21 protein-coding genes are annotated in these 24,932 nt (G+C 61.6%); 14 read left to right on the forward strand and 7 right to left on the reverse strand.

The window, feature by feature from the left end:
• Window positions 1–7: 7 nt before the first annotated feature.
• The 6 genes from tssG to tssA are packed head-to-tail and all read right to left on the reverse strand — an operon-like array spanning window position 8 to window position 6,759.
• On the reverse strand, window positions 8–1,015 hold the full coding sequence (gene tssG / locus JFU04_RS16400) for a type VI secretion system baseplate subunit TssG (protein ID WP_065907802.1): 1,008 nt from the start codon (window positions 1,013–1,015) through the stop codon (window positions 8–10).
• A complete protein-coding gene (gene tssF / locus JFU04_RS16405; RefSeq protein WP_201144954.1) occupies window positions 979–2,766 on the reverse strand; it encodes a type VI secretion system baseplate subunit TssF in 1,788 nt (595 codons plus the stop codon). Before tssF ends, tssG begins: the two co-directional genes overlap by 37 nt.
• Complete coding sequence (gene tssE, locus JFU04_RS16410; RefSeq protein ID WP_201144956.1) at window positions 2,756–3,157, reverse strand: type VI secretion system baseplate subunit TssE; 402 nt, start codon at window positions 3,155–3,157, stop codon at window positions 2,756–2,758. Before tssE ends, tssF begins: the two co-directional genes overlap by 11 nt.
• A 14-nt stretch (window positions 3,158–3,171) precedes the next feature.
• The gene (tssC, locus tag JFU04_RS16415; protein ID WP_065907797.1) at window positions 3,172–4,647 is read right to left on the reverse strand and encodes a type VI secretion system contractile sheath large subunit; all 1,476 of its coding nucleotides are present in this window, start codon (window positions 4,645–4,647) and stop codon (window positions 3,172–3,174) included.
• A gap of 28 nt (window positions 4,648–4,675) precedes the next feature.
• Entirely contained in the window at window positions 4,676–5,173 is a 498-nt protein-coding gene (gene tssB / locus JFU04_RS16420) for a type VI secretion system contractile sheath small subunit (RefSeq protein WP_065907795.1), read from the reverse strand.
• 32 nt (window positions 5,174–5,205) lie between these two features.
• Window positions 5,206–6,759: a type VI secretion system protein TssA gene (tssA, locus tag JFU04_RS16425; RefSeq protein WP_201144958.1), complete on the reverse strand. Its 1,554-nt coding sequence runs from the start codon at window positions 6,757–6,759 to the stop codon at window positions 5,206–5,208.
• Window positions 6,760–7,237: 478 nt separating this feature from the next.
• Between tssA and JFU04_RS16430 the strand changes: the two genes are divergently transcribed.
• On the forward strand, window positions 7,238–7,753 hold the full coding sequence (locus tag JFU04_RS16430; RefSeq protein WP_106803590.1) for an Hcp family type VI secretion system effector: 516 nt from the start codon (window positions 7,238–7,240) through the stop codon (window positions 7,751–7,753).
• Window positions 7,754–7,805: 52 nt separating this feature from the next.
• Here the strand turns inward: JFU04_RS16430 and JFU04_RS16435 are convergent, their stop codons facing one another.
• On the reverse strand, window positions 7,806–8,627 hold the full coding sequence (locus JFU04_RS16435) for an aldo/keto reductase (RefSeq protein WP_065907784.1): 822 nt from the start codon (window positions 8,625–8,627) through the stop codon (window positions 7,806–7,808).
• Window positions 8,628–8,733: 106 nt separating this feature from the next.
• On the opposite strand from JFU04_RS16435, the gene JFU04_RS16440 reads away from it, so the two are divergent.
• The 13 genes from JFU04_RS16440 to JFU04_RS16500 all read left to right on the forward strand — a co-directional run bounded on the left by JFU04_RS16440 (window position 8,734) and on the right by JFU04_RS16500 (window position 24,836).
• The gene (locus JFU04_RS16440) at window positions 8,734–9,228 is read left to right on the forward strand and encodes a DUF1543 domain-containing protein (RefSeq protein ID WP_201144961.1); all 495 of its coding nucleotides are present in this window, start codon (window positions 8,734–8,736) and stop codon (window positions 9,226–9,228) included.
• A gap of 104 nt (window positions 9,229–9,332) precedes the next feature.
• Window positions 9,333–10,433, forward strand: coding sequence for a polyamine ABC transporter substrate-binding protein (locus JFU04_RS16445; RefSeq protein ID WP_201144963.1), 1,101 nt, complete (start codon window positions 9,333–9,335; stop codon window positions 10,431–10,433).
• 25 nt (window positions 10,434–10,458) lie between these two features.
• Entirely contained in the window at window positions 10,459–11,877 is a 1,419-nt protein-coding gene (locus JFU04_RS16450) for an aminotransferase (RefSeq protein ID WP_201144965.1), read from the forward strand.
• 65 nt (window positions 11,878–11,942) lie between these two features.
• Window positions 11,943–12,788, forward strand: coding sequence for a helix-turn-helix domain-containing protein (locus tag JFU04_RS16455; protein ID WP_065907777.1), 846 nt, complete (start codon window positions 11,943–11,945; stop codon window positions 12,786–12,788).
• Between the two features lie 87 nt (window positions 12,789–12,875).
• On the forward strand, window positions 12,876–13,157 hold the full coding sequence (locus tag JFU04_RS16460) for a peptidylprolyl isomerase (RefSeq protein WP_065887453.1): 282 nt from the start codon (window positions 12,876–12,878) through the stop codon (window positions 13,155–13,157).
• A 130-nt stretch (window positions 13,158–13,287) separates the two neighbouring features.
• On the forward strand, window positions 13,288–15,147 hold the full coding sequence (locus tag JFU04_RS16465) for an extracellular solute-binding protein (protein WP_065907775.1): 1,860 nt from the start codon (window positions 13,288–13,290) through the stop codon (window positions 15,145–15,147).
• On the forward strand, window positions 15,147–16,208 hold the full coding sequence (locus tag JFU04_RS16470) for a microcin C ABC transporter permease YejB (protein ID WP_201144967.1): 1,062 nt from the start codon (window positions 15,147–15,149) through the stop codon (window positions 16,206–16,208). Before JFU04_RS16465 ends, JFU04_RS16470 begins: the two co-directional genes overlap by 1 nt.
• The gene (locus JFU04_RS16475) at window positions 16,208–17,230 is read left to right on the forward strand and encodes an ABC transporter permease (protein WP_065907762.1); all 1,023 of its coding nucleotides are present in this window, start codon (window positions 16,208–16,210) and stop codon (window positions 17,228–17,230) included. The genes JFU04_RS16470 and JFU04_RS16475 overlap by 1 nt, the downstream gene beginning before the upstream one ends.
• 10 nt (window positions 17,231–17,240) lie before the next feature.
• The gene (locus tag JFU04_RS16480) at window positions 17,241–18,812 is read left to right on the forward strand and encodes an ABC transporter ATP-binding protein (protein WP_201144969.1); all 1,572 of its coding nucleotides are present in this window, start codon (window positions 17,241–17,243) and stop codon (window positions 18,810–18,812) included.
• Between the two features lie 139 nt (window positions 18,813–18,951).
• Window positions 18,952–20,358, forward strand: a complete 1,407-nt coding sequence (locus tag JFU04_RS16485; RefSeq protein WP_201144971.1) for a sigma-54 interaction domain-containing protein — start codon at window positions 18,952–18,954, stop codon at window positions 20,356–20,358.
• A 286-nt stretch (window positions 20,359–20,644) separates the two neighbouring features.
• Window positions 20,645–22,036, forward strand: coding sequence for a GntP family permease (locus JFU04_RS16490; protein WP_065907757.1), 1,392 nt, complete (start codon window positions 20,645–20,647; stop codon window positions 22,034–22,036).
• A 7-nt stretch (window positions 22,037–22,043) separates the two neighbouring features.
• Window positions 22,044–22,817, forward strand: coding sequence for a 3-hydroxybutyrate dehydrogenase (locus JFU04_RS16495; RefSeq protein ID WP_106803580.1), 774 nt, complete (start codon window positions 22,044–22,046; stop codon window positions 22,815–22,817).
• 66 nt (window positions 22,818–22,883) lie between these two features.
• Window positions 22,884–24,836: an acetoacetate--CoA ligase gene (locus tag JFU04_RS16500; RefSeq protein ID WP_201144973.1), complete on the forward strand. Its 1,953-nt coding sequence runs from the start codon at window positions 22,884–22,886 to the stop codon at window positions 24,834–24,836.
• Window positions 24,837–24,932 lie beyond the last annotated feature (96 nt).

Raw genomic sequence — 24,932 nt, forward strand, 5'->3', positions numbered from 1 at the left:
TTCATCCCTAATTAGCGTTGCTGGCCACAATGACCACACCGTCAGCGCATTCATGCGTCAGCCAGCTGGTCCAACCGAGGTGGCAAACGTTCTGTTCGCCCAGGTGCAATGGCCTTATCGATTCCTTGGCCAGCACCAGGCGCAGGTCATATTCCAGAGGGTCCCGTGCGGTCAGTCGCACCAATGAACACAACAATGGATAGTCCGTGCCCGTGGGTAAAAACCCGTGAAAGCGCTGCCAGTCGAGACCTTGCACGTGCACCCTGAACTTGCCGCTGCGATCGGCAACCCGACTTCCCAGCACTTGGTCCACACCCAGCACACTGTTGGCAGTACCCAGGCGATTTCGCTGTGAATCGGCAATCACCACCGTGCGTTCAACCCATTGCTCGATGTGCACGCGACGGTGCTTGAAGTAGTAGCGCAGCACCGTTTCGATCAAGGCTGCCGAATGCGCGCGCAGGCTGAGCAAGCCCAGGTAGGGCAGCAGCCGCTTGCAGTTCAATGGCACAGCGTTGCGGATCTGCGGCCCCCGCAAGCCGATCAAGGCAAACATCTGCTCGGAAAAAGCATCTCGCGCCCCCGCCTGGAAACACGCCCGATAGCGATATTTGCGCCAGATAGGCAGCATCAGCCGCTGCAGGCGATGGTGAAACAGGTCGAGAAACTCGCGCGTCGTGTTGCCGCCTACGCTGTCGGCAAACGCCTGCTCGCCATAAAACGCAGGCAGTGGCGAACCGGCACCGCACAGGCCCAGCACGTTAAGGCGCAGCCGCGCTCGCAACAGGCCGCGCTCAACGAAAAACTCCACCCGGTCAATATCGTGACCGGGAAACCCCAGGCCCGGGTTGGCCTGAAACTCCAACTGGTCATACAGCGCGTCGTCATCCAGGGTCGGATGGGCAACACGCAGACGCTTGATCACCTGCAGAACCGCCTGGAACAGCGAGTACTCACGGATGACGCAGGACAGCGCCGTCAAAGCAGGGGTTGCTGGCCCATCCGGGGTGGCCATAGATACACGTCTCCTTGTGTGCTGATGACTCGTAGTTCGTGGAAGGCATTCAGGCTGGCGTAGAGTGCGAAGAACTCATTGAGTACCGACGCGAACACAAACACTTCGCCCTGGCCGAGAAAGCCTTGCGGATCGATCGTCAGGTCGATGCGTAACCCTCGAAACGGCAGGCCACGCTGCAATCGGTCGACGGCCACATGCCTGACGGAGTGCAATGCGCCCAGCCGTCTCTCGCTGACCTTCTGCGCTTGCCGGTCGTGGTAGCGCGGCAAGTCATAGGTTTCGAGGATGACCCTCAGGGCATTGATGTCGCTCAGTGACAGGTAGTTGAGCGACAGGTTGCTGATAAGCCGCCAGAGAAAGTCCTGGTCCAGGGGCGGTGAGAAACTCGCCGTCGGTGCACTGATGTTCCGAAACGACAACCCTTGGGGTGTCTGCTCGCATGGCTGGTTGATCATCCCGATCTGAAGCAACCTGGGCAGGTTGTGGTTGGTACAGGTCAACTCGATAGACAGCGTTTCCTGATCGTGCTCCGGCGCCCTGTCGAATCCCAGCCAGGTATCGAGCCCGGCGTGCTGTGCGGATGGGCGTTGGCGGATGCTGTAGCTGGGTGACGCCTTGGATGCCTCGGTCGCGCCGTCATGCTCGAAGGACTCGAACGGTACGTAGGTCCGATACCCCTGCCCGCCGGGCTGCCAACCGGTGATGCTGTCCACGGAAAACACACAGGCGTGTTCGCGCGAATACTCCCCCGGAATCAGCAGGTACTCGTCCTGTTTGCCGTCCAGGCGGATGGGCACCGCGTCATGCTTGAACAGGTTGACGATCGGCGTGCAGTACAGCTTCACATTCTCCAGCGTGGGGTGCCGGGCCCCATGGCACGGATTGCGCAGCTCGAAACGCATCACCACCCCACGCACCTGTCTGAGCTGCTCTGACGGCAAGCTGCGCAGCGCATTCAGCCCGCCGACGTCGACAAACAGGTATTTGTCAGGAAAGGCGAAGTACTCCTGCAAATGGCGATACCCGCGAAAAGTATTCATCGGGTAGGGAATCAACGCGTGCTCCTCGTTGAATCCCACCGGGCTCACCTGGTCGGCACCGAGCCGCAGCGCGAGCGCCTGGCCATCAACGTCGCAGACCGGCAAGCCATCCTGGCCGAAGGGCAACACCTCGATACCTTCGAGATGGCGCAACAGGTCCAGGTACAACCCTTGGCCGAGATAGCGATCGCCGGCCAGGTGCAGGCGCAATTGATCGAAGGTCCACTCACTGAAATTGCCTTCGGCACTCATCTCCAGGCGCAGGCTTAACCGGCCCTGCTGGCCCTGAACGCTGTAGTCCACAGCGTTCAGTTGCAGCGGCAGGACCTGTGTGGCGTAACAGGTACGGAAGCGACAGCACTCGCCGTTGATGGCCGCACTTTCCACCGGTGTATCCCGCGCAACACTCACTCCCGGCCCCGCATGCTTCAGCGGATCAAACTGCAGGATGCTGAAAGCAGGCATCGGCCGCATGTAGTTGGGCCACAACAAGTGCATGAGGGAATGGGTCAGCTCCGGCAACTCGTCGTCCAGTTTCTGCCGCAGGCGCCCCGTGAGAAACGCAAAGCCCTCCAGCAACCGCTCGACATCCGGATCCTGGCCGGGCTCGGCAAGAAACGGTGCGAGCGCCGGATTGCGTTCGGAGAAACGTCGCCCCAGTTGACGCAGCGCACTGAGCTCGCTCTGGTAATAGCGATTAAAGGACATCCGGCAAGACCTCGACCTGCCCGGCATCACGCAGCCGCGCGGTAAAAACCACTGGTTGCTTGCCCCCAGCGCCCGTCATCACCGCCTCAATGACAAATGCGAGTGCCAACGGGTCGTGATCCCGTGGCAGCGCGATGACCCGCACCTCCTTTAACCGCGGCTCATAAGCACGGATAAACCGCTCGATCAGCAGGCGCGACTGGCTCAATGACTCATGCAGGCTCTGGTTCATATCATTGAGGTCGGGCAACCCATAGTCCGCCAGTGTCAGAACGCTGCCCGCGCGGATGCTGAGCATTTTCCCCAGGTGGGCTGCTACAGACGTCACGCCGCAAACGGGCGCAGTATCCGGGCGATCAAGGCGTTCGAACAGGCTTCGGTTGTGGGTCATCCCCTGCCCCCTGCTCATGCTTTATCGAGCTTGCCAACAAGCGACAGGGTGAAATCCGCCCCCATGTACTTGAAGTGCGGTCGCACGCTGAGGTTCACGCGATACCAGCCAGGCTCACCGTCGACGTCACTGACAACGATGCGTGCCGCCCGCAATGGACGCCGCCCACGCACTTCGGCACTGGGGTTTTCCTGGTCGGCGACGTACTGGCGAATCCACTTGTTGAGCTCCAGTTCCAAGTCGGTGCGCTCCTTCCACGAACCCAGTTGCTCACGCTGCAAGACCTTCAGGTAATGGGCCAGGCGGTTGACCACCATCATGTAGGGCAGTTGGGTACCCAGGCGATAATTCAGTTCGGCATCCTTGCCCTCGGCGCTGATGCCGAACTGCTTGGGTTTCTGCACCGAGCTGGCGGAGAAAAACGCGGCGTTGTCGCTGCCCTTGCGCATCGTCAGGGCAATGAAGCCCTCTTGCGCCAGCTCGTATTCACGCCGGTCAGACACCAATACTTCGGTGGGAATCTTGGTTTCGATTTCACCCATGCTGTGGAAGTGATGCAACGGCAAGTCTTCCACGGCCCCTCCGCTTTGCGGCCCGATGATATTCGGGCACCAGCGAAAGCGCGCGAAGCTGTCGGTCAACCGGGTGGCGAAGGCATAGGCCGTATTGCCCCACAGATAGTGCTCGTGGCTGTTCACCACATTTTCCTGGTACCCGAAGGTCTTGACCGGGCATTCAAGGGGATCGTAAGGCGTACGCAGCAGAAAGCGCGGCACCGTCAACCCGATGTAGCGCGAGTCTTCGCTCTGGCGGAAACTTTGCCATTTGGCAAACTGCGGACCTTCGAAATGGTCTTTGAGATCCTTGAGGTCAGGCAGGCCGGTGAAGCTTTCCAGGCCAAAAAAGCCCGGCCCGGCGGCAGCGATAAAAGGCGCGTGGGCCATGCAGGCCACACTGGAAGCGTATTGCATCAGCTTCACGTCGGGCGCACTGGGGGAAAGAAAGTAGTTGGCGATCACCGCGCCCACCGGTTGACCACCAAACTGGCCGTATTCAGCGCTGTAGATATGCTTGTACAACCCCGACTGGGTGACTTCCGGTGAGTCTTCGAAATCATCCAGCAGGTCCTGCCGCGAGACGTTCAGCAGTTCGATCTTGATGTTTTCACGGAAGTCGGTGCGTTCGACCAGTAACTGCAAGCCACGCCAGGCGGCTTCCAGCGCCTGAAAATCCGGGTGGTGCAGGATCTCGTCCATTTGCTGGCTGAGCTTTGTGTCGATCTCGGCGATCATGCGGTCGACCAAACGTTTCTTGACCGGCTCGCCGCTGTTCTGCGGCTTGATCAGTTCTTCGATAAACGCCGAGACGCCCCGCTTGGCAATCCCGTACGCTTCGTCGTCGGCGCCGAGCAAAGTCTGGGCAATGATGTTGTCGAGGATGCTGTATTCATCCACGGCGTGTGCAGGCGTCGCGTTCTGTTGGGTGGTCATGCTGTCAGTGTCCTTTTAACTGAGAATGTCAGGCGGTAGGGCTGTTCAGCCCTAGCTCTGCCAATACCCTTGCGCGGGAAACGTCATCGGCCAGGGCCTGCTCGATGGCTTTGCGAAAGCTTGGCGTATTGCCCAACGGTCCCTTGAGCGCCATGAGCGCCTCACGCAACGCCATCAACTTGTGCAGCTGGGGAATCTGCTCCACCAGGTTCGCAGGGTTGAAATCCTTCATGGTGTTGATACGCACCTGGATGGCCAACTCGGCGGCGTCGTCGCCTTCCTGGAGCCGGTTGGGAACATTCAGCGTCAGGCTCAGTGCCTGCTTGGCCAGCACCTCGTCGAGCGTGTTCTTGTCGAGTGCGACGGGCTTGCGGTCTTCAAGCTTGCGCAGGTCTTCACGCTGGGTGAAATCACCGAGGACCAGCAGCTTGAGCGGCAGCTCAACCTCCTCCTGCGCCCCACCGATAGCTGGCTTGAAGGTGATATTGATACGTTCCTTGGGTGCTACCGAACCGTCTTTGGCCATGGTGCTGCTCCGTTTTCAAGTGGCTCGAAAGCCTATTCAAGTACCGCTTCAAGATCGAAGAGGCACAGCCTGCGATGGGTGTCTTCCTTGCGCTCGCGCACGGCGTGGTTTTGTGGCATCAGGTCGCAGCAGCGGTGCAGGAGCTGGGCCACCTGCAGTGCCAGCTGCGGCTCCCAGCGCTCAAGCGCCGACCGTTGCAACTCGTGATCGAGGTATTCGAGCTGGATCTTTGCCAGCTCATGCTTGCCCGCGTGTACACACACGCGGGCCTGTGCGAGACGCCAATGAAACCGGGCACGATCACTGTGGGCGCCGTGCATGCCCTGCTTGAACACAGGGATGACACTCTTGAGCCCGTCCTTGCGCAGCCTGGGCACCGCCTCCTGCAAGGCCTTCTCCCATGGTTCGGCATCGACATCGGCCGCGACTGCCGGTGACTCAGGCCTGCGCAGGTGACGGGTTACCTGCAGCGCGATCCAATCGCGGGTTGCCGTGTCGGCGAACGGTGTGCCGTCGTGAAAGCGATACTCGGGCAGGTTGGGCAAGCGTTGCAGCAACAAGGCAAAAGACACTTCCAGCTCGGTCATGGCCTGATCCGCCTGCAGCGCCTCCAGGCATTGCCAGAGCCTATGCAGCCCGTCGAACCAGAACATGGCACCGGCGAGGCTGGCCTCAAGTTCGAGCATCAGGTCGGCGTGATGCCCTTGGGCAAAACGCTCCTGGAATCGTGTGAGTTTGTCGGGGGCCAGTCCGCGCAATGAGGTGACGTGCTGGTTGTCGGCGTCCGGATAACTGACCAGCGCCAGCCATGCCAAGGTTCGATTCAGGCGTAATGCCCGCAGGTCGGTGGCGCTCTGTCGCAACCACCAGGCACACAAGGGACGAGCTTGCTCCTGCAAGGTGCGCAACACTCTGTGCGCTTGTTTTTCGTTCTCCACCACCGCTTCGGGCTTCAGCAGTTGGGTGGTGGCCTGCTTGACCTGGGCAATCGCACCGCTCAACCCGGCAGCCTGCGGCTCATCGTGTGCAACGCGTTCCAATCGCTGCGTCAGTTGTCGGCGAATCGGCAGCAACAGCGGCGCGTCATCTCCCAGGTGTTCGGTCCACAGTTCATCGAGCCGCACCAATTGTTCGAGTACGCAGTGAAACAACGGCTGCTGGCTCTGTACCGATACACTCTGCGCAAACAACGGCTCAAGCCGTAATACCAACCAACGCAGCGCTGCGCTCCGGGTGCGCAGCTTTGCGGGATACAGCGCCGCCCAGTGCTGCTCGCAGAGATAACGCAACAACCCGAGGCCGGCCAGCAACCCGGGGAAGGAGTCACGCTGATGCAATGCCCAGGTCAACCAGACGCCTACGCGCAGATCCTTGGACTGGCGACACAACAGCGACTCACTGATTTCGAGGACCTTGTGCCAATCGGGCTGGCCGCTGCCATGCAGCGATTGCGCCTTCTCCAACTCGGTCTCGAGCGCGTCATACTCATTCGAAAAGCGCATGTCGCTGCCAGCAAAACTTGTTTGCGAGCACGGCATTTTTGCGACTTCGAGATAATGATCACACAACTTGTCCGAATAAGACATTGAGCACCGCGCACAACTACCAAAGACAGCAAAGGCCAACTAAGCACATTAAATTCGTGCATCAGAATGCCACCTGACCTTCGCTCGATTCGCAACGAAGTTCGCAAACCTTAGCCATGCATTGAACATCCAGCAAGCGAGGGAAGTGCACTTAAGGAATTTCCTACAACCCTTGTAAATTGAGGCGTGCGCAGCAGATTGCACAGGTAAACAAGCATCCAAGCCGTAACTCCCGCCCCTACCCCAAATGCGGCTTATACAAAGCCTATGAGCAACTAATTGCGCACTTCTGCGCAACACACTTCACTTAAAACCGCTTAAAAACACCCCTGTTGACTCAATAGTTCGATCAAGAACCTGCCAGACCATTACTTTCATTGGCCCTCGCACTTTCCGGCACGCTTCTTGTTAAGGGTATGTCTCCGACCGGCGCACTTGCCCGTTGGAACTACCTCATCAATCAGGCAAGGAAACCGTCATGCCAACACCCGCGTATCTTTCCATCACCGGCGTCAAGCAAGGTTTGATAACGGCAGGTACATTCACCCAGGACTCGGTAGGCAATATTTATCAGGAAGGCCATGAGGACCAGATCCTGGTGCAGGCCTTTTCTCATCAGGTGATCATTCCCCGTGATCCGCAGTCCGGCCAGCCAACGGGTCAGAGGGTCCACAAGCCCCTGATGATCAGCAAGGTGTTCGATAAGTCCTCGCCACTGCTGTTCAGCGCGTTGACCAGCGGCGAGGAGGTCAAGTGCCGGCTGGAATGGCTGCGCACGTCCTCGGCCGGCACCCAGGAGCATTACTTCACCATCGAGCTTGAAGGCGCGACCATCGTCGATATCCAGTCACGCATGCCCAATTGCCAGGACCCGGACAATGCCCACTTCACTCACCTCGAGGAGGTGTACTTCACCTATCGCAAGATCGTCTGGACGCACGAAGTCTCTGGCACGTCCGGATCGGATGACTGGCGCAGCCCGGTAGCGGGCTGAGGCAACTCGTGCCGCAACGGCAGCCAGGGACGGCGCCGTTGCGGCCAGGTGGCTAGACCATGGCCAACGGGTGCTTGCGCTTGGGGGCGCCGAACACGCGGTCGATGGCGTCAAGGTCATGCTCGTCCAGCACCAGCTTGGCCGCAGCGGCGTTGAGCCGCACGTGCTCAGGGTTGACCGCCTTGGGGATGGCGATCACGCCGTCCTGGCGCAACACCCAGGCCAGGGCGACCTGGGCGGGTGAGACCTCATGACGGCGCGCAATCTGCTTGAGGGTCGTGCTGGACAACAACGCTCCGCCTTGGGCAATCGGACAGTACGCCATCAACGGCAAGTGATGTTGTTGCCACCACGGCAGCAGGTCGAATTCGATACCACGCTCTTCGATGTTGTAGAGCACCTGGTTGGTCGCGCAGGCCGGGGATGCAAGTTCCTGCAGGTCGGCCACATCGAAATTGGAGACACCCCAGCGGCCGATCTTGCCCGCCTCGCGCAAACGTTCGAAGGCCTCGACGGTTTCTTCAAGCGGGTACTGGCCACGCCAGTGCAACAGATACAGATCGATATAGTCGGTACCCAGGCGCGCGAGACTGGCTTCGCACGCACGCGGGATACCCTTCTGGCTGGCATTGTGCGGGTAGACCTTGCTCACCAGGAACACCTGGTCACGCCGGCCGCGGATGGCCTCGCCGACCACCGTTTCGGCACCGCCTTCGCCGTACATCTCGGCGGTATCGATCAGGGTCAGGCCCTCGTCGATGCCCAGTTGCAACGCCGCGACTTCAGCGCGGTGCTGGTCTGGATCCTCGCCCATGCGCCAGGTGCCCTGGCCGACGACAGGGACGGGAACGCCCGCCAGATCAATGGTACGCATGACAATCTCCTGATGAATGTGCGGATTAACAGTGTGGCATTGGCCGGACAAAAGGGTTCAATCGAAGTATGGTTGCGCTCTGCCAAGTCGCCAGGAAGGACCTGCAATGCTGTTTGTCGTGATGCTCGGGGGCAAGCACCCCAGGGCGAAAATTGAAGTGCATGATGTGGTGTTCGCTGCGGCGGACACGCTGGAAGCCACCTACCCGCAACTGCGCGACGGCTGGTTCGGCAGCCCCAAGGGCGTGCATATCGATTCGTGGATGGCAGTGGATGGCGTCGACGGCTGGAAGGTCGAACTCAGCCACCTGGCTCCCGAGGCGGGAGCGCATCACCTGTATTTCATCAACCTCGGCGGTTATGAAGCCAACAGCTTCGGCGAGGCCCATCATTACCTGCTGGTAGTCGCGCGCAACAAACAGGACGCCACCCGCCAGGGCAGGCAACAGATGCTGCGCCATTGGTCCCAGGCCCACACCGACGGCGTGCTGGATATCGACGACTGCCTGCCCATCGACCTCGTGGACGGCCGCTACCTGCACCTGGTGCAGGGCCCGCACCGGCCGATCATCCAGCGCAACGACTATATCGTCCTGCCCTGAATCCGGCGCCCTACCCGAACGGGGTATGGCGCCCTGCCCGCCACCTGCCTGACAGTGCCATCAGTCCCTTCGCCTGATAACAGCACAACACAAGGTGGGTCCCCATGCATAAAGCCTTTATCGCCCTGTTCAGCGCCGTATTGCTGGCCTTGCCGGCCCTGAGCCAGGCCGCAGACGCCGCGGACAACACCCTGCGTATCTACAACTGGGCGGATTATATCGGCGAGACCACCCTGGCCGACTTCGAGAAGGCCACGGGGATCAAGGTGATCTACGACACCTACGATTCCTACGAAACCGTGCAGGGCAAGTTGCTCTCCGGACGTTCCGGTTATGACCTGACCTTGCTCAACGCCTCGCTGGTGCCGCTACTGATCCAGGGCAAGGTGTTCCAGCCACTGGACAAAACGCAACTGCCCGACTGGAAAAACCTCGACCCGCTGGTACTCAAGCACCTGGAAGCCCATGACCCGGGTGTCACCTATTCCGCGCCGTATACCTGGGGCAGCAATGGCGTGACCTATAACGTCGACATGATCAAGGCGCGCATGCCGGATGCGCCCATCGGTTCGCTGGCGATGATTTTCGATCCGAAGATCGTGTCGCGATTTGCCGACTGCGGCATCACCTTCATGGATTCGCCCACCGACATGATCCCGCTGGCCCTGACCTATCTGCACCTGGACCCGAACAGTGTCGCGCCCAAAGACCTCAAGGCGGCCCAGGCGGTGTTGATGGCCGTGCGACCGTACATTCGCAAATTCGACTCCAGCGGTTTCATCAACGGCCTGGCCAACGGCGATCTGTGCCTGGCCACCACCTGGTCCGGCGATTACGCCACCTCCCAGGCGCGCGCGACAGAGGCCGGGGCGAAGATCAACCTGGACTACTTCATTCCCCAGGAAGGCTCGCTGATCTGGTTCGATAACTTCTATATCCCGGCGGATGCGCCGCATGTCGCCAATGCCCACAAATTCATCGAATTCCTCCTGCAGCCCGCGACCATGGCGGGCGTGAGCAACACCATCCATTACGCCAACAGCAACCTGGCATCCAAGCCGCTGGTGAATGCCGATATCCGCGACAACCCGGCGATCTACCCCGACGCCGCGACCCTGCAGCGCCTGTTCACGCAAAAAAGCCAGCCACCGGCCGCCGTGCGCCTGATCACCCGTACCTGGAATGCCGTGAAGACCGGCAAGTGAAAACCAGCCATTGAAGGTAAATGCCATGACTCTGCCAAATCCTGCTTTCTTCGCCCAGTTCGACAATGCCAAGCTGGACGCCGCCGACAAAGCTCACTACATGCACGGTTTCCATATGTTCGACGAGCACCGTGAACAGGGCTCGCTGAATATTGCCGCCGGCGACGGGGCCTACATCTACGACACCCAGGGCAATCGCTACCTGGACGCGGTCGGCGGCATGTGGTGTACGAATATCGGCCTGGGCCGCGAGGAAATGGCCGAGGCCATTGCCAATCAGGTGCGTCAGCTGGCCTATTCCAACCCGTTCTGCGACATGGCCAATGTCACCGCCATCGAGCTGTGCGCCAAGCTTGCCAGCCTGGCCCCCGGCGACCTCGACCATGTGTTTCTGACCACCGGCGGTTCAACGGCGGTGGACACCGCCTACCGGCTGGTGCAGTTCTACCAGAACAGCCGTGGCAAGCCGACCAAGAAACACATCATTTCGCGCTTCAGCGCGTACCACGGCAGCACGTTCCTGACCATGTCGATCGGCAACAAGGCCGCCGACCGCGCGCCGGAATTCGATTTCATGAGCGACCTGTTCCACCACATCGCCTGCCCCAATTACTACCGGGCGCCACAGGGGATGAGCGAGGCGGAGTTTCTCGACAGCCTGGTCAACGAGTTCGAAGACAAGATCCTTACCCTGGGCGCGGACAACGTCGCAGCGTTCTTTGCCGAGCCGATCATGGGGTCGGGTGGCGTGATCATTCCACCCAAGGGCTACCACCGGCGCATGTGGGAGATCTGTCAGCGCTACGACTTGCTGTACGTGGCCGATGAGGTGGTGACGTCCTTCGGACGCCTCGGTGCGTTTTTTGCCTCCGAGGACGTGTTTGGCATGCAGCCGGACATCATCACCACCGCCAAGGGCCTGACCTCCGGCTACCTGCCATTGGGCGCGTGCATTTTCTCCGAGCGCATCTGGCAGGTGATCGGCGAGCCGGGCAAGGGCCGTTGCTTTACCCACGGTTTCACCTACAGCGGCCACCCGGTCAGTTGCGTGGCGGCGCTGAAGAATATCGAGATCATCGAGCGCGAAAACCTGCTGGCGCATGTGGAAGATGTCGGGGTTTACTTGGAGCAACGCCTGCAAACCCTGGTCGATTTGCCACTGGTGGGCGATATCCGCTGCCAGCGCCTGATGGCCTGCATCGAGTTTGTCGCCGACAAGCACACCAAGGCGCTGCTGCCGGACGCGGTCAATATCGGCGAAAAAATCCATCTTCGCGCCCAGGCCAAGGGCTTGTTGGTACGCCCCATCGGTCACTTGAATGTGATGTCACCGCCGCTGATCATCACCCATGCGCAGGTCGACGAGGTGGTCGAGACCCTGCGCCAATGCATCCTCGACACCGCCGCCGAACTGCGCCAGACGGGCGAGTACCAGGGCCAATGAACCTCAACGCCGAGCCTGTCTCGGCGTTTTTGCCTGGGGGTTGGCCTGCGGGTAGACTGGCCAGCATGACGACAGCCCCCGACCCGACCCTGCAGCAACTGGAAGCCTGGCACCGCGCCCTGGCCCAGGCACTGATCCATGTGGACGAGGCGTGCTTCCTCGAACACCTGGCCAGCGCGCTGTGTGTGCTCACGCCCATCGAATCGATGATGATCAGCCTGGAGCGCCAGGGCCTGGCCCCGCACTTGCTCTATCAGCAGGGTATTCCCCGCGCCTATCAGGACGAAATCATCCACCGCTACTTCTCGCGCGGCTACCTGCTGGACCCGTTCTGCCTGGCAGTCGACAAGGGCCTGGCCGAGGGCTTCTATCACTTGGCCCAGATCGCCCCGGACGATTTTTTCAACAGCGAGTACTACAAGACCTACTACCTGCGCAGCGGCGGTGCCCAGGAGAGTTACTACATTGTCGACCTGGGGCCACAGAGCAAGATCTCGCTGTGCATGTTCCAGGGCCTCAGCGCCGGGCAGTTCAGCGACGCGCAACTGGCGTTGCAGCAGGCCACCCAGGCCATGGTCCGCGAATTGCTGCGCCGCTTTGGCACCACCGGGGGCCTGGCCAAGGTGATCCGTGATGAAGGGTTTACCCAGACCCAGGCGCACCAGCAAATCGAGGCGGCGTTCATGGGGTTTGCCAGTGGCGTGCTGACCGTGCGCGAGCGCGAGATCGCGCACTTGATCCTGCGCGGCCACTCGGTGAAATCCACGGCCCAGGTGCTGGGGATCTCGCCGGAAACCGTGCGCATGCACCGCAAGAACCTGTACACCAAGCTCGCGATCAATTCCCAGGCCGAGCTGTTTGCGTTGTTTATCGAATGGTTGACCCGCAGCGGCGCCATGGCCCGCGCGTGAGCCACTGGGCATTTACCGGGAACTTTGCCAGGAAATAACCGCCTGAATCCGGTACGCTCACCGTTTTTACTCAAGGAGTTAATCCCCATGGCCAAAGCCACCGCCCGTCACATCCTCGTTTCCACTGAAGACAAGTGCAACGAACTCAAGGCCCAAATCGAAGGCGGCGCTGATTTCGCAGAAGTTGCCAAAGCCAACTCCAGCTGCCCATCCAGCCGCCAAGGCGGTGACCTGGGTTCGTTCGGTCCAGGCCAGATGGTCAAGGAATTCGACAGCGTCGTGTTCAGCGCCCCGGTCAACACCGTGCAAGGCCCGGTGAAAACCCAGTTTGGCTACCACCTGCTGGAAGTGACCAGCCGCCAGGACTGATCCAGTCTGCGCTGATGCTATAAACAACGGCCCGCCTTTTGGTGGGCCGTTGTGCATGTGATGACTGGCGACGTTGATGCCGTTAGCGTACAAATCCCTAATCTTCTTCACCCGGCGTTCAAGGCTGACAATGCGATTGGCTTTTTCATCTCTGCTGAGTTCCACCCTGGCCTTGCTGATGGCCAGTACGGCCGTGATCGCGGCCCCGCAAACCTACCTGACGGTGTACGGCGAACCGGCCAAATATTCTGCCGGTTTTACCCATTTCGACTACGCCAATCCGAATGCGCCCAAGGGCGGCACGCTGCGGCGCTCGGCCCTGGAAATCGGGCGTTTCGACCACGTGTTGCCGTATATCGACAAAGGCATCGGCGTGTCCCAGGTCGACGGCTGGCTGTATGCCCCCCTCGCCCAGCGTTCCTTGGATGAACCCTACACGGTGTATGGCCTGGTGGCCGAGAAGATGGAACGCGCCGACGACGGCCTGTCGCTGCGTTTCTACCTCAACCCCAAGGCGCGTTTTGCCGATGGCAAGCCGATCACCGCCGAAGACGTGCGCTACAGCTTCGACCTGCTGATGACCCAGGGCAGCCTGCGCTTTCGCACACTGTTCGCCGACGTCAAGCACGTCGAGGTCGAAGGCCCGCGCCAGGTGCGCTTCGATTTTTCCAGCAACGAGAACCGCACCCTGCCGCTGGATATCGCCACCCTGCCGGTGTTCCCCGAGCACTGGTGGAAAACCCGCGACTTCGCCAACGGCGGCGGCTACGAAGCCCCGCTGGGCAGCGGCCCGTACAAGGTCAGCAAGATCGATTCGGGCAACACCATCACCTTTACCCGCGACCCGGACTGGTGGGGCAAGGACCTGCCCGTCAGCCGTGGCCTGTACAACTTCGATCACCTGAGCCTGGAATACTTCGGCGACACCGAAGTGGCCCGCCAGGTGCTGCGCGGCGGCGCCTACGATTTCAACCGTGAGTTCTCCGCCACCGGTTACTCCATCGGCTACAACGGCCCGGCACTCGACGATGGCCGCCTGCAACGCGCGCACTTGGCCAAAGCGATGTCGCAGCCGTCCCAGGGTTATGTGTTCAACGTGCAAAAACCGATGTTCAAGGACCGCCGTGTGCGCCAGGCGCTGGCGATGCTGTGGGATTTCGAATGGGCCAACCGGCAGATGATGCGCAATATGTACATCCGCCAGCAGAGCTACTTCTCCAACAGCCCATTGGCCGCAACCCAGTTGCCGACTCCGGAGGAACTGGCAATTCTCGAGCCCTTGCGCGGCCAGGTGCCGGACGAGGTGTTCACCCAGGTGTTCAAGGCGCCGGTCACCGACGGCAGCGGCATGATCCGCGACAAGCAACTGCAAGCCCTGGCCCTGCTTGAAGAGGCCGGTTGGAAACCGCAGGGCGACAAGCTGGTCAACGCCGCGGGCGAGCCGCTGGAGTTCACCTTCCTGAATGCCCAGAACGGCGTCGAGCGTTTGCTGTTGCCGTATAAACGCAACCTCGCGCAGATCGGCATCACCTTGAATATTCGCCGCATCGACTCCTCGCAATACGTGAACCGGCTGATGGCGCGCGACTACGACATGATTGTGACCGGCTTCCCGGTGACGACATCGCCCGGCATGGAGCTGTACAACTACTTCGGTTCGGCGGCCGCGTTTGATTCGGGCGCCAACAACTACATGGTGCTCAAGGACCCGGCCGTCGACACGCTGATCAAGGGCCTGGTCAAGGCTGATACCCAGGCGCAGATGCTCAACTACGCCCATGCCCTGGACCGCGTGCTGCAATGGAATTACCTGTGGATCCCCAATTACTACCCGCCCGGCACGTCCGCCGCGTGGTGGAACCGGTTCGGTCGCCCGGCCATCGAGGCGCAGAACGACGAGGCCCTGGAAACCTGGTGGGAGATCAGCCCGACGCCGCTGACCAATGAGCAAATGGACGCCGAGCTGAAAAAACGCGGAGGGACGCGCTGATGTTTGCCTATATCGTGCGGCGCCTGCTGCTGATCATCCCGACGCTGGTGATTATCCTGCTGGTCAATTTCGTCATCGTGCAGGCCGCGCCAGGCGGCCCGGTGGAACAAGCCATCGCCCACCTGCAAGGCATCGGCGGCGGCGCAATCGGCGGTTCATCCGGCGAGGGCATCAGCAGCGGCTCCCGCGCCAGCCGTGGCCTGGACCCGAAACTGATCAAGGACATCGAAAAACAGTACGGCTTCGACAAGCCCGCGCCGGAACGCCTGTGGCTGATGCTCAAGAGCTACGCCAAGCTGGATTTCGGCAACAGTTTCTTTCGCGGCGCCACGGTGACCGACCTGATCCTGGAGAAAATGCCGGTCACCGTATCTCTCGGCCTGTGGGCCACGCTGATCACCTACCTGGTGTCGATCCCCCTGGGAATTCGCAAGGCGGTGCGCCATGGCAGCAGCTTTGATGTGTGGAGCAGCACCGCCATCGTGATCGGTTATGCGATGCCGGCGTTTCTGTTCGCAATGTTCCTGATCGTGGTGTTCGCCGGCGGCACCTCGCTGAACTGGTTCCCGGTACGCGGGCTGGTCTCGGAGAATTTCGAAGAGCTGAGCACGCTCGGCAAGATCGCCGACTACTTCTGGCACCTGGTGTTACCGGTCAGCGCCTTGGTGATCGGCGGGTTTGCCACCTTGACCATCCTCACCAAAAACTCGTTTCTCAATGAAATCACGCGTCAATACGTGGTGACCGCGCGGGCCAAGGGCTTGAGCGAACGGCGAGTGCTGTACGGCCATGTGTTCCGCAATGCCATGCTGCTGGTGATTTCGGGGATTCCCCAGGCGTTTATCAGCGTGTTTTTTGCCGGTTCGCTGCTGATCGAGGTGATCTTCTCCCTCGATGGGCTCGGGCGCATGAGCTACGAAGCCGCCGTGTCGCGTGACTACCCGGTAGTGTTTGGCTCGCTGTTTATCTTCACCTTGTTTGGCCTGCTGATAAAACTCATCGGCGACCTCTGCTACACGCTGGTGGACCCGCGTATCGACTTCGCCGCGAGGAACGCCTGATGCTTAATCTGTCTCCGGTGGCCCGTCGGCGTTTCGAACGCTTCAAGAAGAACCGTCGCGGCTGGTGGTCGCTGTGGCTGTTCATCGGCCTGTTCATCCTGACCCTGGGCGGCGAGTTGATCGCCAATGACAAGCCCCTGGTGCTCAGCTTCAAGAACGAACTGTATTTCCCGGTGTTCAAGCGCTACACCGAACAGCAGTTCGGCGGGCAACTGCCGTTCCAGGCCGATTACCGCAGTGACTACGTGCAACAGCTGATCAAGCAGGACGGTGGCTGGATGCTGTTCCCGCCGATTGCGTTCAGCGAGGACACCCCCAACTACGAACTGACCCGCCCTGCCCCCAGCCCGCCCTCGGCGGTGAACTGGCTGGGCACCGACGATCAGTCGCGGGACGTGCTGGCGCGGGTGATCTTCGGCGCGCGGGTGTCGATCCTGTTTGCCCTGGCGCTCACCGCGATCAGTGCCGCCATCGGCATCGCCGCCGGTGCATTGCAGGGATACTACGGCGGCTGGGTGGATTTGCTTGGCCAGCGCATCCTGGAGGTGTGGTCCGGGTTGCCGGTACTGTATCTGCTGATCATCCTGTCGGGCTTTGTCGAGCCCAACTTCTGGTGGCTGCTGGGGATCATGGCGCTGTTCTCCTGGCTGGCCCTGGTGGACGTGGTGCGCGCCGAATTCCTGCGCGGCCGCAACCTGGAGTACGTCAAGGCGGCGCGGGCCTTGGGCTTGGGCGACGGCAAGATCATTCGCCGGCATATCCTGCCCAACGCCATGACCGCCACCTTGAGCTACCTGCCGTTTATTCTGACCGGGGCGATTTCGACCTTGAGCGCCCTGGATTTTCTCGGCTTCGGCATGCCGGCGGGCAGCGCGTCGCTGGGGGAACTGATCGCCCAGGGCAAGCAGAACCTGCAGGCGCCCTGGCTGGGTTTGACTGCGTTTTTCACCTTGGCGCTGATCCTGTCGCTGCTGGTCTTTATCGGCGAGGCGTTGCGTGACGCCTTCGACCCCCGCTCATGAGTAACTGCGTATGAACCTGATCGAGATCCGCGACCTCAGCGTCGCCTTCAGCGGCCAGACCGTGGTACGCAACCTGTGTCTGGATGTGCGCCCCGGCGAGTGCCTGGCGCTGGTCGGCGAGTCCGGCTCGGGCAAGTCGGTGACGGCCCATTCGATCCTGCAATTGCTGCCCGAGGCCGGTACTGCAACCACCGGCTCGGTGAAGTATCGCGGCCAGGAACTGGTCGGCGCCTCGGCCGCCACCCTGCAGAAATTGCGTGGCAACCGCATTGCGATGATTTTCCAGGAGCCGATGACCTCGCTGAATCCGCTGCACAGCATCGAAAAGCAGATCGGCGAAACCCTGCTGTTGCACAAGGGCCTGGGCGGCAAGGCGGCGCAGGCGCGCATTCTGGAGTTGCTCGAACTGGTCGGCATCCAGAAACCCCAGGAGCGCCTCAAGGCTTACCCGCATCAGCTCTCCGGCGGCCAGCGCCAGCGGGTGATGATCGCCATGGCCCTGGCCTGCGAGCCAGAGTTGCTGATCGCCGACGAGCCCACCACCGCCCTCGACGTTACCGTGCAGCGCAAGATCCTGCTGCTGCTCAAGTCGTTGCAGCAGCGCCTGGGCATGTCGCTGCTGCTGATCAGCCACGACCTCAACCTGGTGCGCAGCATTGCCCAGCGTGTCTGCGTGATGCGCGCCGGAGAAATCGTCGAGCAGGCCGACTGCCAGACCCTGTTCACCGCGCCGCAGCACCCTTACAGCCGCCTGCTGCTGGATGCGGAGCCGGCCGGCGAACCGCTGTGCAGCGATGCACGCGAGACGGTGTTGCAGGTCGACGACCTGACCGTGCAGTTCCCCCTCACGGGCGGGCTGCTGCGGCGCAAGACTTACCTGCGTGCAGTGGACGGCATCAGCCTCAGCGTGCAGCGCGGCAAGACCCTGGGGATTGTCGGCGAGTCGGGCTCGGGCAAATCCACCCTCGGCCAGGCGATCCTGCGCCTGCTGGATTCCACCGGCAGCATCCGCTTCCAGGGGACCGCCCTCGACCCGCTCAACCACCAGCAGATGCGCCCGTGGCGCAAGCAGATGCAGGTGGTGTTCCAGGACCCTTATGGCAGCCTCAGCCCACGCATGTCGGTGCAGCAGATCATCAGCGAAGGCCTGGAAGTGCATGCGCCGTGCAGCCTGGCCGAGCGTGACGCGCAAGTGATCCAGGTGCTCAAGGACGTGGGCCTCGACCCTGCCAGCCGACACCGCTACCCGCATGAGTTCTCCGGCGGGCAGCGCCAACGCATTGCCATCGCCCGCGCGCTGGTGCTCAAGCCGGCGCTGATGCTGCTCGACGAGCCGACCTCCGCGCTCGATCGCACGGTGCAGAAACAAGTGGTCGCGCTGCTGCGCGAACTGCAGGAAAAGTATGGCCTGACCTACCTGTTCATCAGCCATGACCTGGCCGTGGTGCGCGCCATGGCGCATGACATGATCGTGGTGAAGGACGGCAAGGTGGTGGAGCGTGGCGCGAGCCATGCGGTATTCGACGCGCCGCAGCATCCCTACACCAAAGAGCTGCTGGCGGCGGCGCATATTCCCTTGTAAAACGCGCCTCCTGTGGGAGCGGGCTCGCTCGCGAAAGCGCTGTATCAGTGCCGGATTTACTGGCTGGCACGCCGCCTTCGCGGGCAAGCCCGCTGCCACAGGATCGCGCCTATCCCCCATTTGTGTTGACGGCGTGAGCATGAACATCAACGAAAACCTCAAGGACTACCAACAGGTTCGTGGCCTGGCGATCCAGTCGTTGTTCGAGATTATCGAGCAGTCCAGCGAAGGCACGGTGATTGTCGACCGTGACGCGAATATCGTCTGGATGAACGAGCGCTACGCCAAGCGTTTCGGCCTGAACAGCGCCGATGAAGCCATCGGCCAGCCGTGTGAACAGGTGATTTCCAACAGCCTGTTGCGCCAGGTGGTGCGCAATGACCAGCCGATCCTGCTGGATATCCAGGACACGCCCAAAGGCCCGCTGGTGGTGATGCGCCTGCCCATTCACGACGATGCCGGCGCGGTAATCGGCGCGATTGGGTTTGCGCTGTTTGATGAGCTGCGCAACCTGTCGCCGCTGATCGAACGCTACCTGAGCATGCAGCAGGAGCTGGCCTCGACCCGTTCGTTGCTGCGCAAACGCCAGAGCAAGTACAACTTTGCGCATTTTATCGGCACCAGCGCGGCCAGCCTCGAAGTCAAGCGCCGCGCCCGGCGCAGCGCGAGTGCCGAGTCACCAGTGTTGCTGCTCGGCGAAACCGGCACCGGCAAGGAGCTGCTGGCGCAAGCGATCCACGGCGCCTCGCCGCGGGCGCACAAGGCATTTGTCAGCATCAACAGCGCGGCGATTCCGCATGATTTGCTCGAGGCCGAGTTCTTCGGCACTGCGCCCGGCGCGTTTACCGGCGCCGACCGCAAGGGCCGTCCCGGCAAATTCCAGATTGCCCAGGGCGGCACGCTGTTCCTCGATGAAATCGGCGACATGCCACTGCCGCTGCAAAGCAAGCTGCTGCGGGTGCTGCAGGAAAAGGAATTCGAACCGGTCGGCTCCAACGAGATGCTGCACAGCGATGTGCGGGTGATCGCCGCGACGTCGATGGACCTCGAAGCGGCAATCAAGCGCGGGGAATTTCGGGCAGACCTGTATTACCGGCTGAACGTGCTACCGATCCAGGTGCCGCCACTGCGTGAACGCCTGGAGGATATTCCGGCGCTGAGCGAGGCGATCCTGGAGGAGCTGCGCAGCCAGCACGAACTCGACCGTGACGCCCTGGGGTTGTTGGCGCAGCATGCGTGGCCGGGAAATATCCGCGAGCTGCGCAATGTGCTGGAGCGCGCGGCGTTGTTGAGTGATGACCTGGTGTTGGATGCCGAGGAAATTCGCGCGGCGATTGGCACCTTTACCCCGGTCGAGCGCACCGCAGTGCCGGCGGTAGCCGGTGAAACATTCAGCGCAGCACGCGAGCGCTTTGATCGGCAGGTGATTGGGGCGGCGCTTGCGGCGTGTGAAGGCAATGTGGTGGACGCGGCGCAGCAGCTGGGGCTCGGCAGGTCGACGCTGTACAAGAAGATGGTGGCGTTGGGCATTGCCCAGTCTCAATAAAGAGACACAATTCCACAAACGAAGACACCCCAGTGTAGGAGCGGGCTTGCCCGCGATTGCGGTGTATCAGTGCCCTGTAAGCTGACTGGCGCGACGCTTTCGCGGGCAAGCCCGCTCCCACAGGGGATCTCCCGCAGTCTCAAAATAGAGATAAATTTCACAAGGCGCTTAGTAAAAATACAAAATATTCTTATATTTCAACAAGTTAAATATTTGGCACACATCTCGCTATAGCCCTTCCCCACCACAACACCCCACAAAAATAACAATCCGATGGAGACACACCATGAGTGTGATCATTGCCCTGGCAGCCCTCGCGCTGCTGATGCTGGCTGCCTACCGTGGCTATAGCGTTATCCTGTTTGCCCCCATCGCCGCGCTCGGCGCTGTCCTGCTCACCGATCCTTCTGCCGTTGCCCCCGCGTTTACCGGGGTGTTCATGGAGAAAATGGTCGGCTTCATCAAACTGTATTTTCCGGTGTTCCTGCTCGGGGCGGTGTTCGGCAAGCTGATCGAGCTGTCGGGCTTTTCGCGCTCCATAGTGGCGGCGGCGATCCGCTTGCTCGGCACCCGCCAGGCGATGCTGGTGATCGTGCTGGTGTGTGCCCTGCTCACCTACGGCGGCGTGTCGCTGTTTGTGGTGGTGTTTGCGGTGTACCCGTTTGCCGCGGAGATGTTTCGCCAGAGCAATATCCCCAAGCGCCTGATCCCGGCGACCATCGCCCTCGGCGCGTTTTCGTTCACCATGGACGCGCTGCCCGGCACGCCGCAGATCCAGAACATCATCCCCAGCACCTTCTTCAACACCACCGCCTGGGCCGCACCGTGGCTGGGGTTGATTGGCACGATCTTCGTGTTCTGCACCGGCATGCTGTACCTTGCGCGCCAACGCAACAAGGCCCAGCGCGCCGGTGAAGGCTACGGCACCGAGTTGCGCAACGAGCCGGAAACCGCCGACAACCTCAGCCTGCCGAACCCGTGGATTGCGCTGTCGCCGCTGATCCTAGTCGGCGTGATGAACCTGCTGTTCACCCACTGGATCCCCCAGTGGTATGGCAAGACCCACAGCCTCAGCCTGCCGGGCATGAGTGCGCCGGTGACCACCGAAATCGCCAAGCTCACCGCGATCTGGGCAGTGCAGGCGGCGTTGCTGGTGGGGATCCTGATGGTGCTGGTGTTTGGCTGGTCGGCGATCAAGAGCAAGCTTGCCGAAGGCAGTAAAAGTGCGGTCAGCGGTGCGCTGCTGGCGGCGATGAACACCGCGTCGGAATACGGCTTCGGCGCGGTGATCGCTTCGTTGCCAGGTTTTCTGGTGCTCGCGGACTGGCTGAAGGGCATCCCCAACCCGCTGGTCAACGAAGCAATTACCGTGACCTTGCTGGCCGGCATCACCGGTTCGGCCTCGGGCGGCATGAGCATCGCCCTGGCGGCCATGTCCGAGAGCTTTATTTCGGCGGCGCATGCGGCCAATATCCCCCTTGAAGTGCTGCACCGGGTCGCCGCCATGGCCAGCGGCGGCATGGACACCCTGCCCCACAACGGCGCGGTGATCACGCTGCTGGCCGTCACCGGCCTGACCCACCGCGAAGCCTACAAGGACATTTTCGGCATCACGATCATCAAGACCCTTGCGGTGTTCGTGGTGATCGGTACTTTCTACGCCACCGGCATTGTGTGAGGTTTTCATGACGACATTGAACGGCAAGACCGCCCTGGTTACCGGCTCCACCAGCGGCATCGGCCTGGGCATCGCACTGAGCCTGGCCAAGGCCGGCGCCAACCTGATCCTCAACGGTTTCGGCGACGCCAGCGCGGTGATTGCCCAGGTGCAGGCGTTCGGCGGCAAGGTCGGCCATCACCCGGCGGACGTCAGCGACCCGGCGCAGATCGCCGACATGATCGCCTACGCCGAGCGCGAGTTCGGCGGCGTGGACATCCTGGTCAACAACGCCGGCATCCAGCATGTGGCGGCCGTGGAAGATTTTCCGGCGGAACGCTGGGACTCGATCATCGCGATCAACCTGTCCTCGGTGTTCCACAGCACGCGCTTGAGCTTGCCGGGCATGAAGGCCAAGGGCTGGGGGCGCATCGTCAACATCGCCTCGGTGCACGGCCAGGTCGGTTCGGTGGGCAAGGCCGCGTATGTCGCGGCCAAGCATGGCGTGATCGGCCTGACCAAGGTGGTCGGCCTGGAAACCGCCACCAGCAACGTGACCTGCAACGCGATTTGCCCGGGCTGGGTGCTGACGCCACTGGTGCAGAAGCAGATCGATGACCGCGCCGCCAATGGCGTCGACCCGCAGCAGGCACAGCATGATCTGCTCGCGGAGAAACAGCCGTCGCTGGAGTTTGTCACGCCGCCACAACTGGGTGAGCTGGTGCTGTTCCTGTGCAGTGAGGCGGGTGCCCAGGTCCGCGGGGCCGCCTGGAACATCGACGGTGGCTGGCTGGCCCAGTAACCCGTCCGATGCGCCAAACACCGGTGATTTCTGGCTGACTTCATACAAGAACTAGAGACCGTGCTGATGTCCGACATCCTCTGGCAACCCTCCCCCGAACGCATCCGCAACACGCGGATGGACCAGTTCCGGCGCTATATCAACGAACACCACGGCGTGCAGCTCGACGACTACGCCGCCCTGCACCAATGGAGCATCGACCAGCGCCCGGCCTTCTGGCAGGCGATCGTGGCATTCTTCGAGGTGCAATTTCGCAGCCCGCCCACGGCCACGCTGATCGAAGACCGCGAGATGCCCAGCGCCCAATGGTTTCCCGGCGCCACGCTGAATTTTGCCGAACACCTGCTGCGCCGCCGCGATGCCCACCCCGCCGTGGTTGCCATCAGCGAAGACGGCCGGCGCGAACAACTGACCTACGCCGAACTCGCGGCCCACGTCGCCGGCCTGCAGCGCAGCCTGCGTGCGGCCGGGGTCGGCGTGGGTGATCGGGTCGCCGCGTGCATGCCCAACACCTCGCAAACCCTGGTCGGCATGCTCGCCACCACCAGCCTGGGCGCCATCTGGTCATGCTCATCGCCGGACTTCGGCACCCAGGGCGTGATCGACCGTTTCGGCCAGATCGAGCCCATGGTGCTGATCACCTGCGCCGGCTACCGCTATGCCGGCAAAACCATCGACCAGAGCACCAAGCTGAATGAAATCCTGGAGCGCCTGCCGTCCCTGCAGCAATTGATCATCGTGCCGTACGCGCGGCCGCAGGCGCAGGTCGAGGACTACCGGACCCAGGCCAATGTCGCGCTGTGGGAGGACTTCTATCGCGCCGGTGGCGAGCCGGAATTTGTCCCGGTGCCGTTCGATCATCCGCTGTACATCCTGTATTCCAGCGGCACCACCGGCGTGCCCAAGTGCATCATCCACGGCACAGGTGGCGTGTTGCTCACCCACCTCAAGGAACACGGCCTGCACGCCGACCTTTCGCGTGAGGATTGCCTGTTCTACTACACCACCTGCGGCTGGATGATGTGGAATTGGCTGGTGTCGGTACTGGCCCTGGGGGCCACGGCGGTGCTGTATGACGGCTCGCCGTTCCATCCGGGGCCGGAGCGCTTGATCGATCTGATCGACGCGGAACGCATCAGCGTGTTCGGCACCAGCCCCAAGTTTCTCGCCACCCTCGAAAAGGCCGGGCTGCAACCGCGCCTGAGCCATGACCTGGGCAGCCTCAAGGGGCTGATTTCGACTGGTTCGCCGCTCTCACCGCAGAGCTACGACTACGTGTACCGCGAAATCAAGGGTGAGCTGTGCCTGTCGTCGATGTCCGGCGGCACCGATATCGTCTCCTGCTTTGTAATCGGTAACCCGGTGTTGCCGGTGCGTCGCGGTGAAATGCAGTGCAAGAGCCTGGCGATGGCCATCGAAGTCTGGGATGACCAGGGCCAGCCGCTGGTCGGCGAAAAAGGCGAGCTGGTGTGCACCCGGCATTTCCCGGCGATGCCGATTGGCTTGTGGAACGATCCGGGCCAGAAGAAGCTGCGCGCCTCCTACTTCAGCCAGTTCCCTGGCGTGTGGGCGCAAGGCGACTACGCCGAACAGCGCCCCAACGGCAGCCTGCTGATCCACGGACGCTCCGACGCAGTGCTCAACCCGGGCGGTGTGCGTATCGGCACGGCGGAAATTTATCGCCAGGTGGAAAAAGTCCCGCAGGTCGTGGAAAGCCTCGCCATCGGCCAACGCTGGCAGGACGACGTGCGGGTGGTGCTGTTTGTACGGCTCAACGACGGCGTCACGCTGGACGAGGCGCTGGAGCAGCAGATTCGCCAGGTCATCCGCGCCAACACCACGCCACGCCACGTGCCGGCGAAGATCCTTGCCGTCACCGATATCCCGCGCACCATCAGCGGCAAAATTGTCGAACTGGCGGTGCGCAATGTGGTGCATGGCGAGCCGGTCAAGAACACCGACGCACTGGCCAATCCGGAGGCGCTGGCGCAGTTTCGCGACCGTCCTGAACTGGCCTGAAGATGAAAGGTTTCAGCCCTGAAGCACTCATTTGAAGACAAAGCCCCAATGCATGCTATTTTTCGAGGGGTAGTCAGCCGTTCCCGACTCACGGGA

Source organism: Pseudomonas sp. TH21 (assembly GCF_016651025.1).
GTDB classification, from domain to species: domain Bacteria; phylum Pseudomonadota; class Gammaproteobacteria; order Pseudomonadales; family Pseudomonadaceae; genus Aquipseudomonas; species Aquipseudomonas aylmerensis.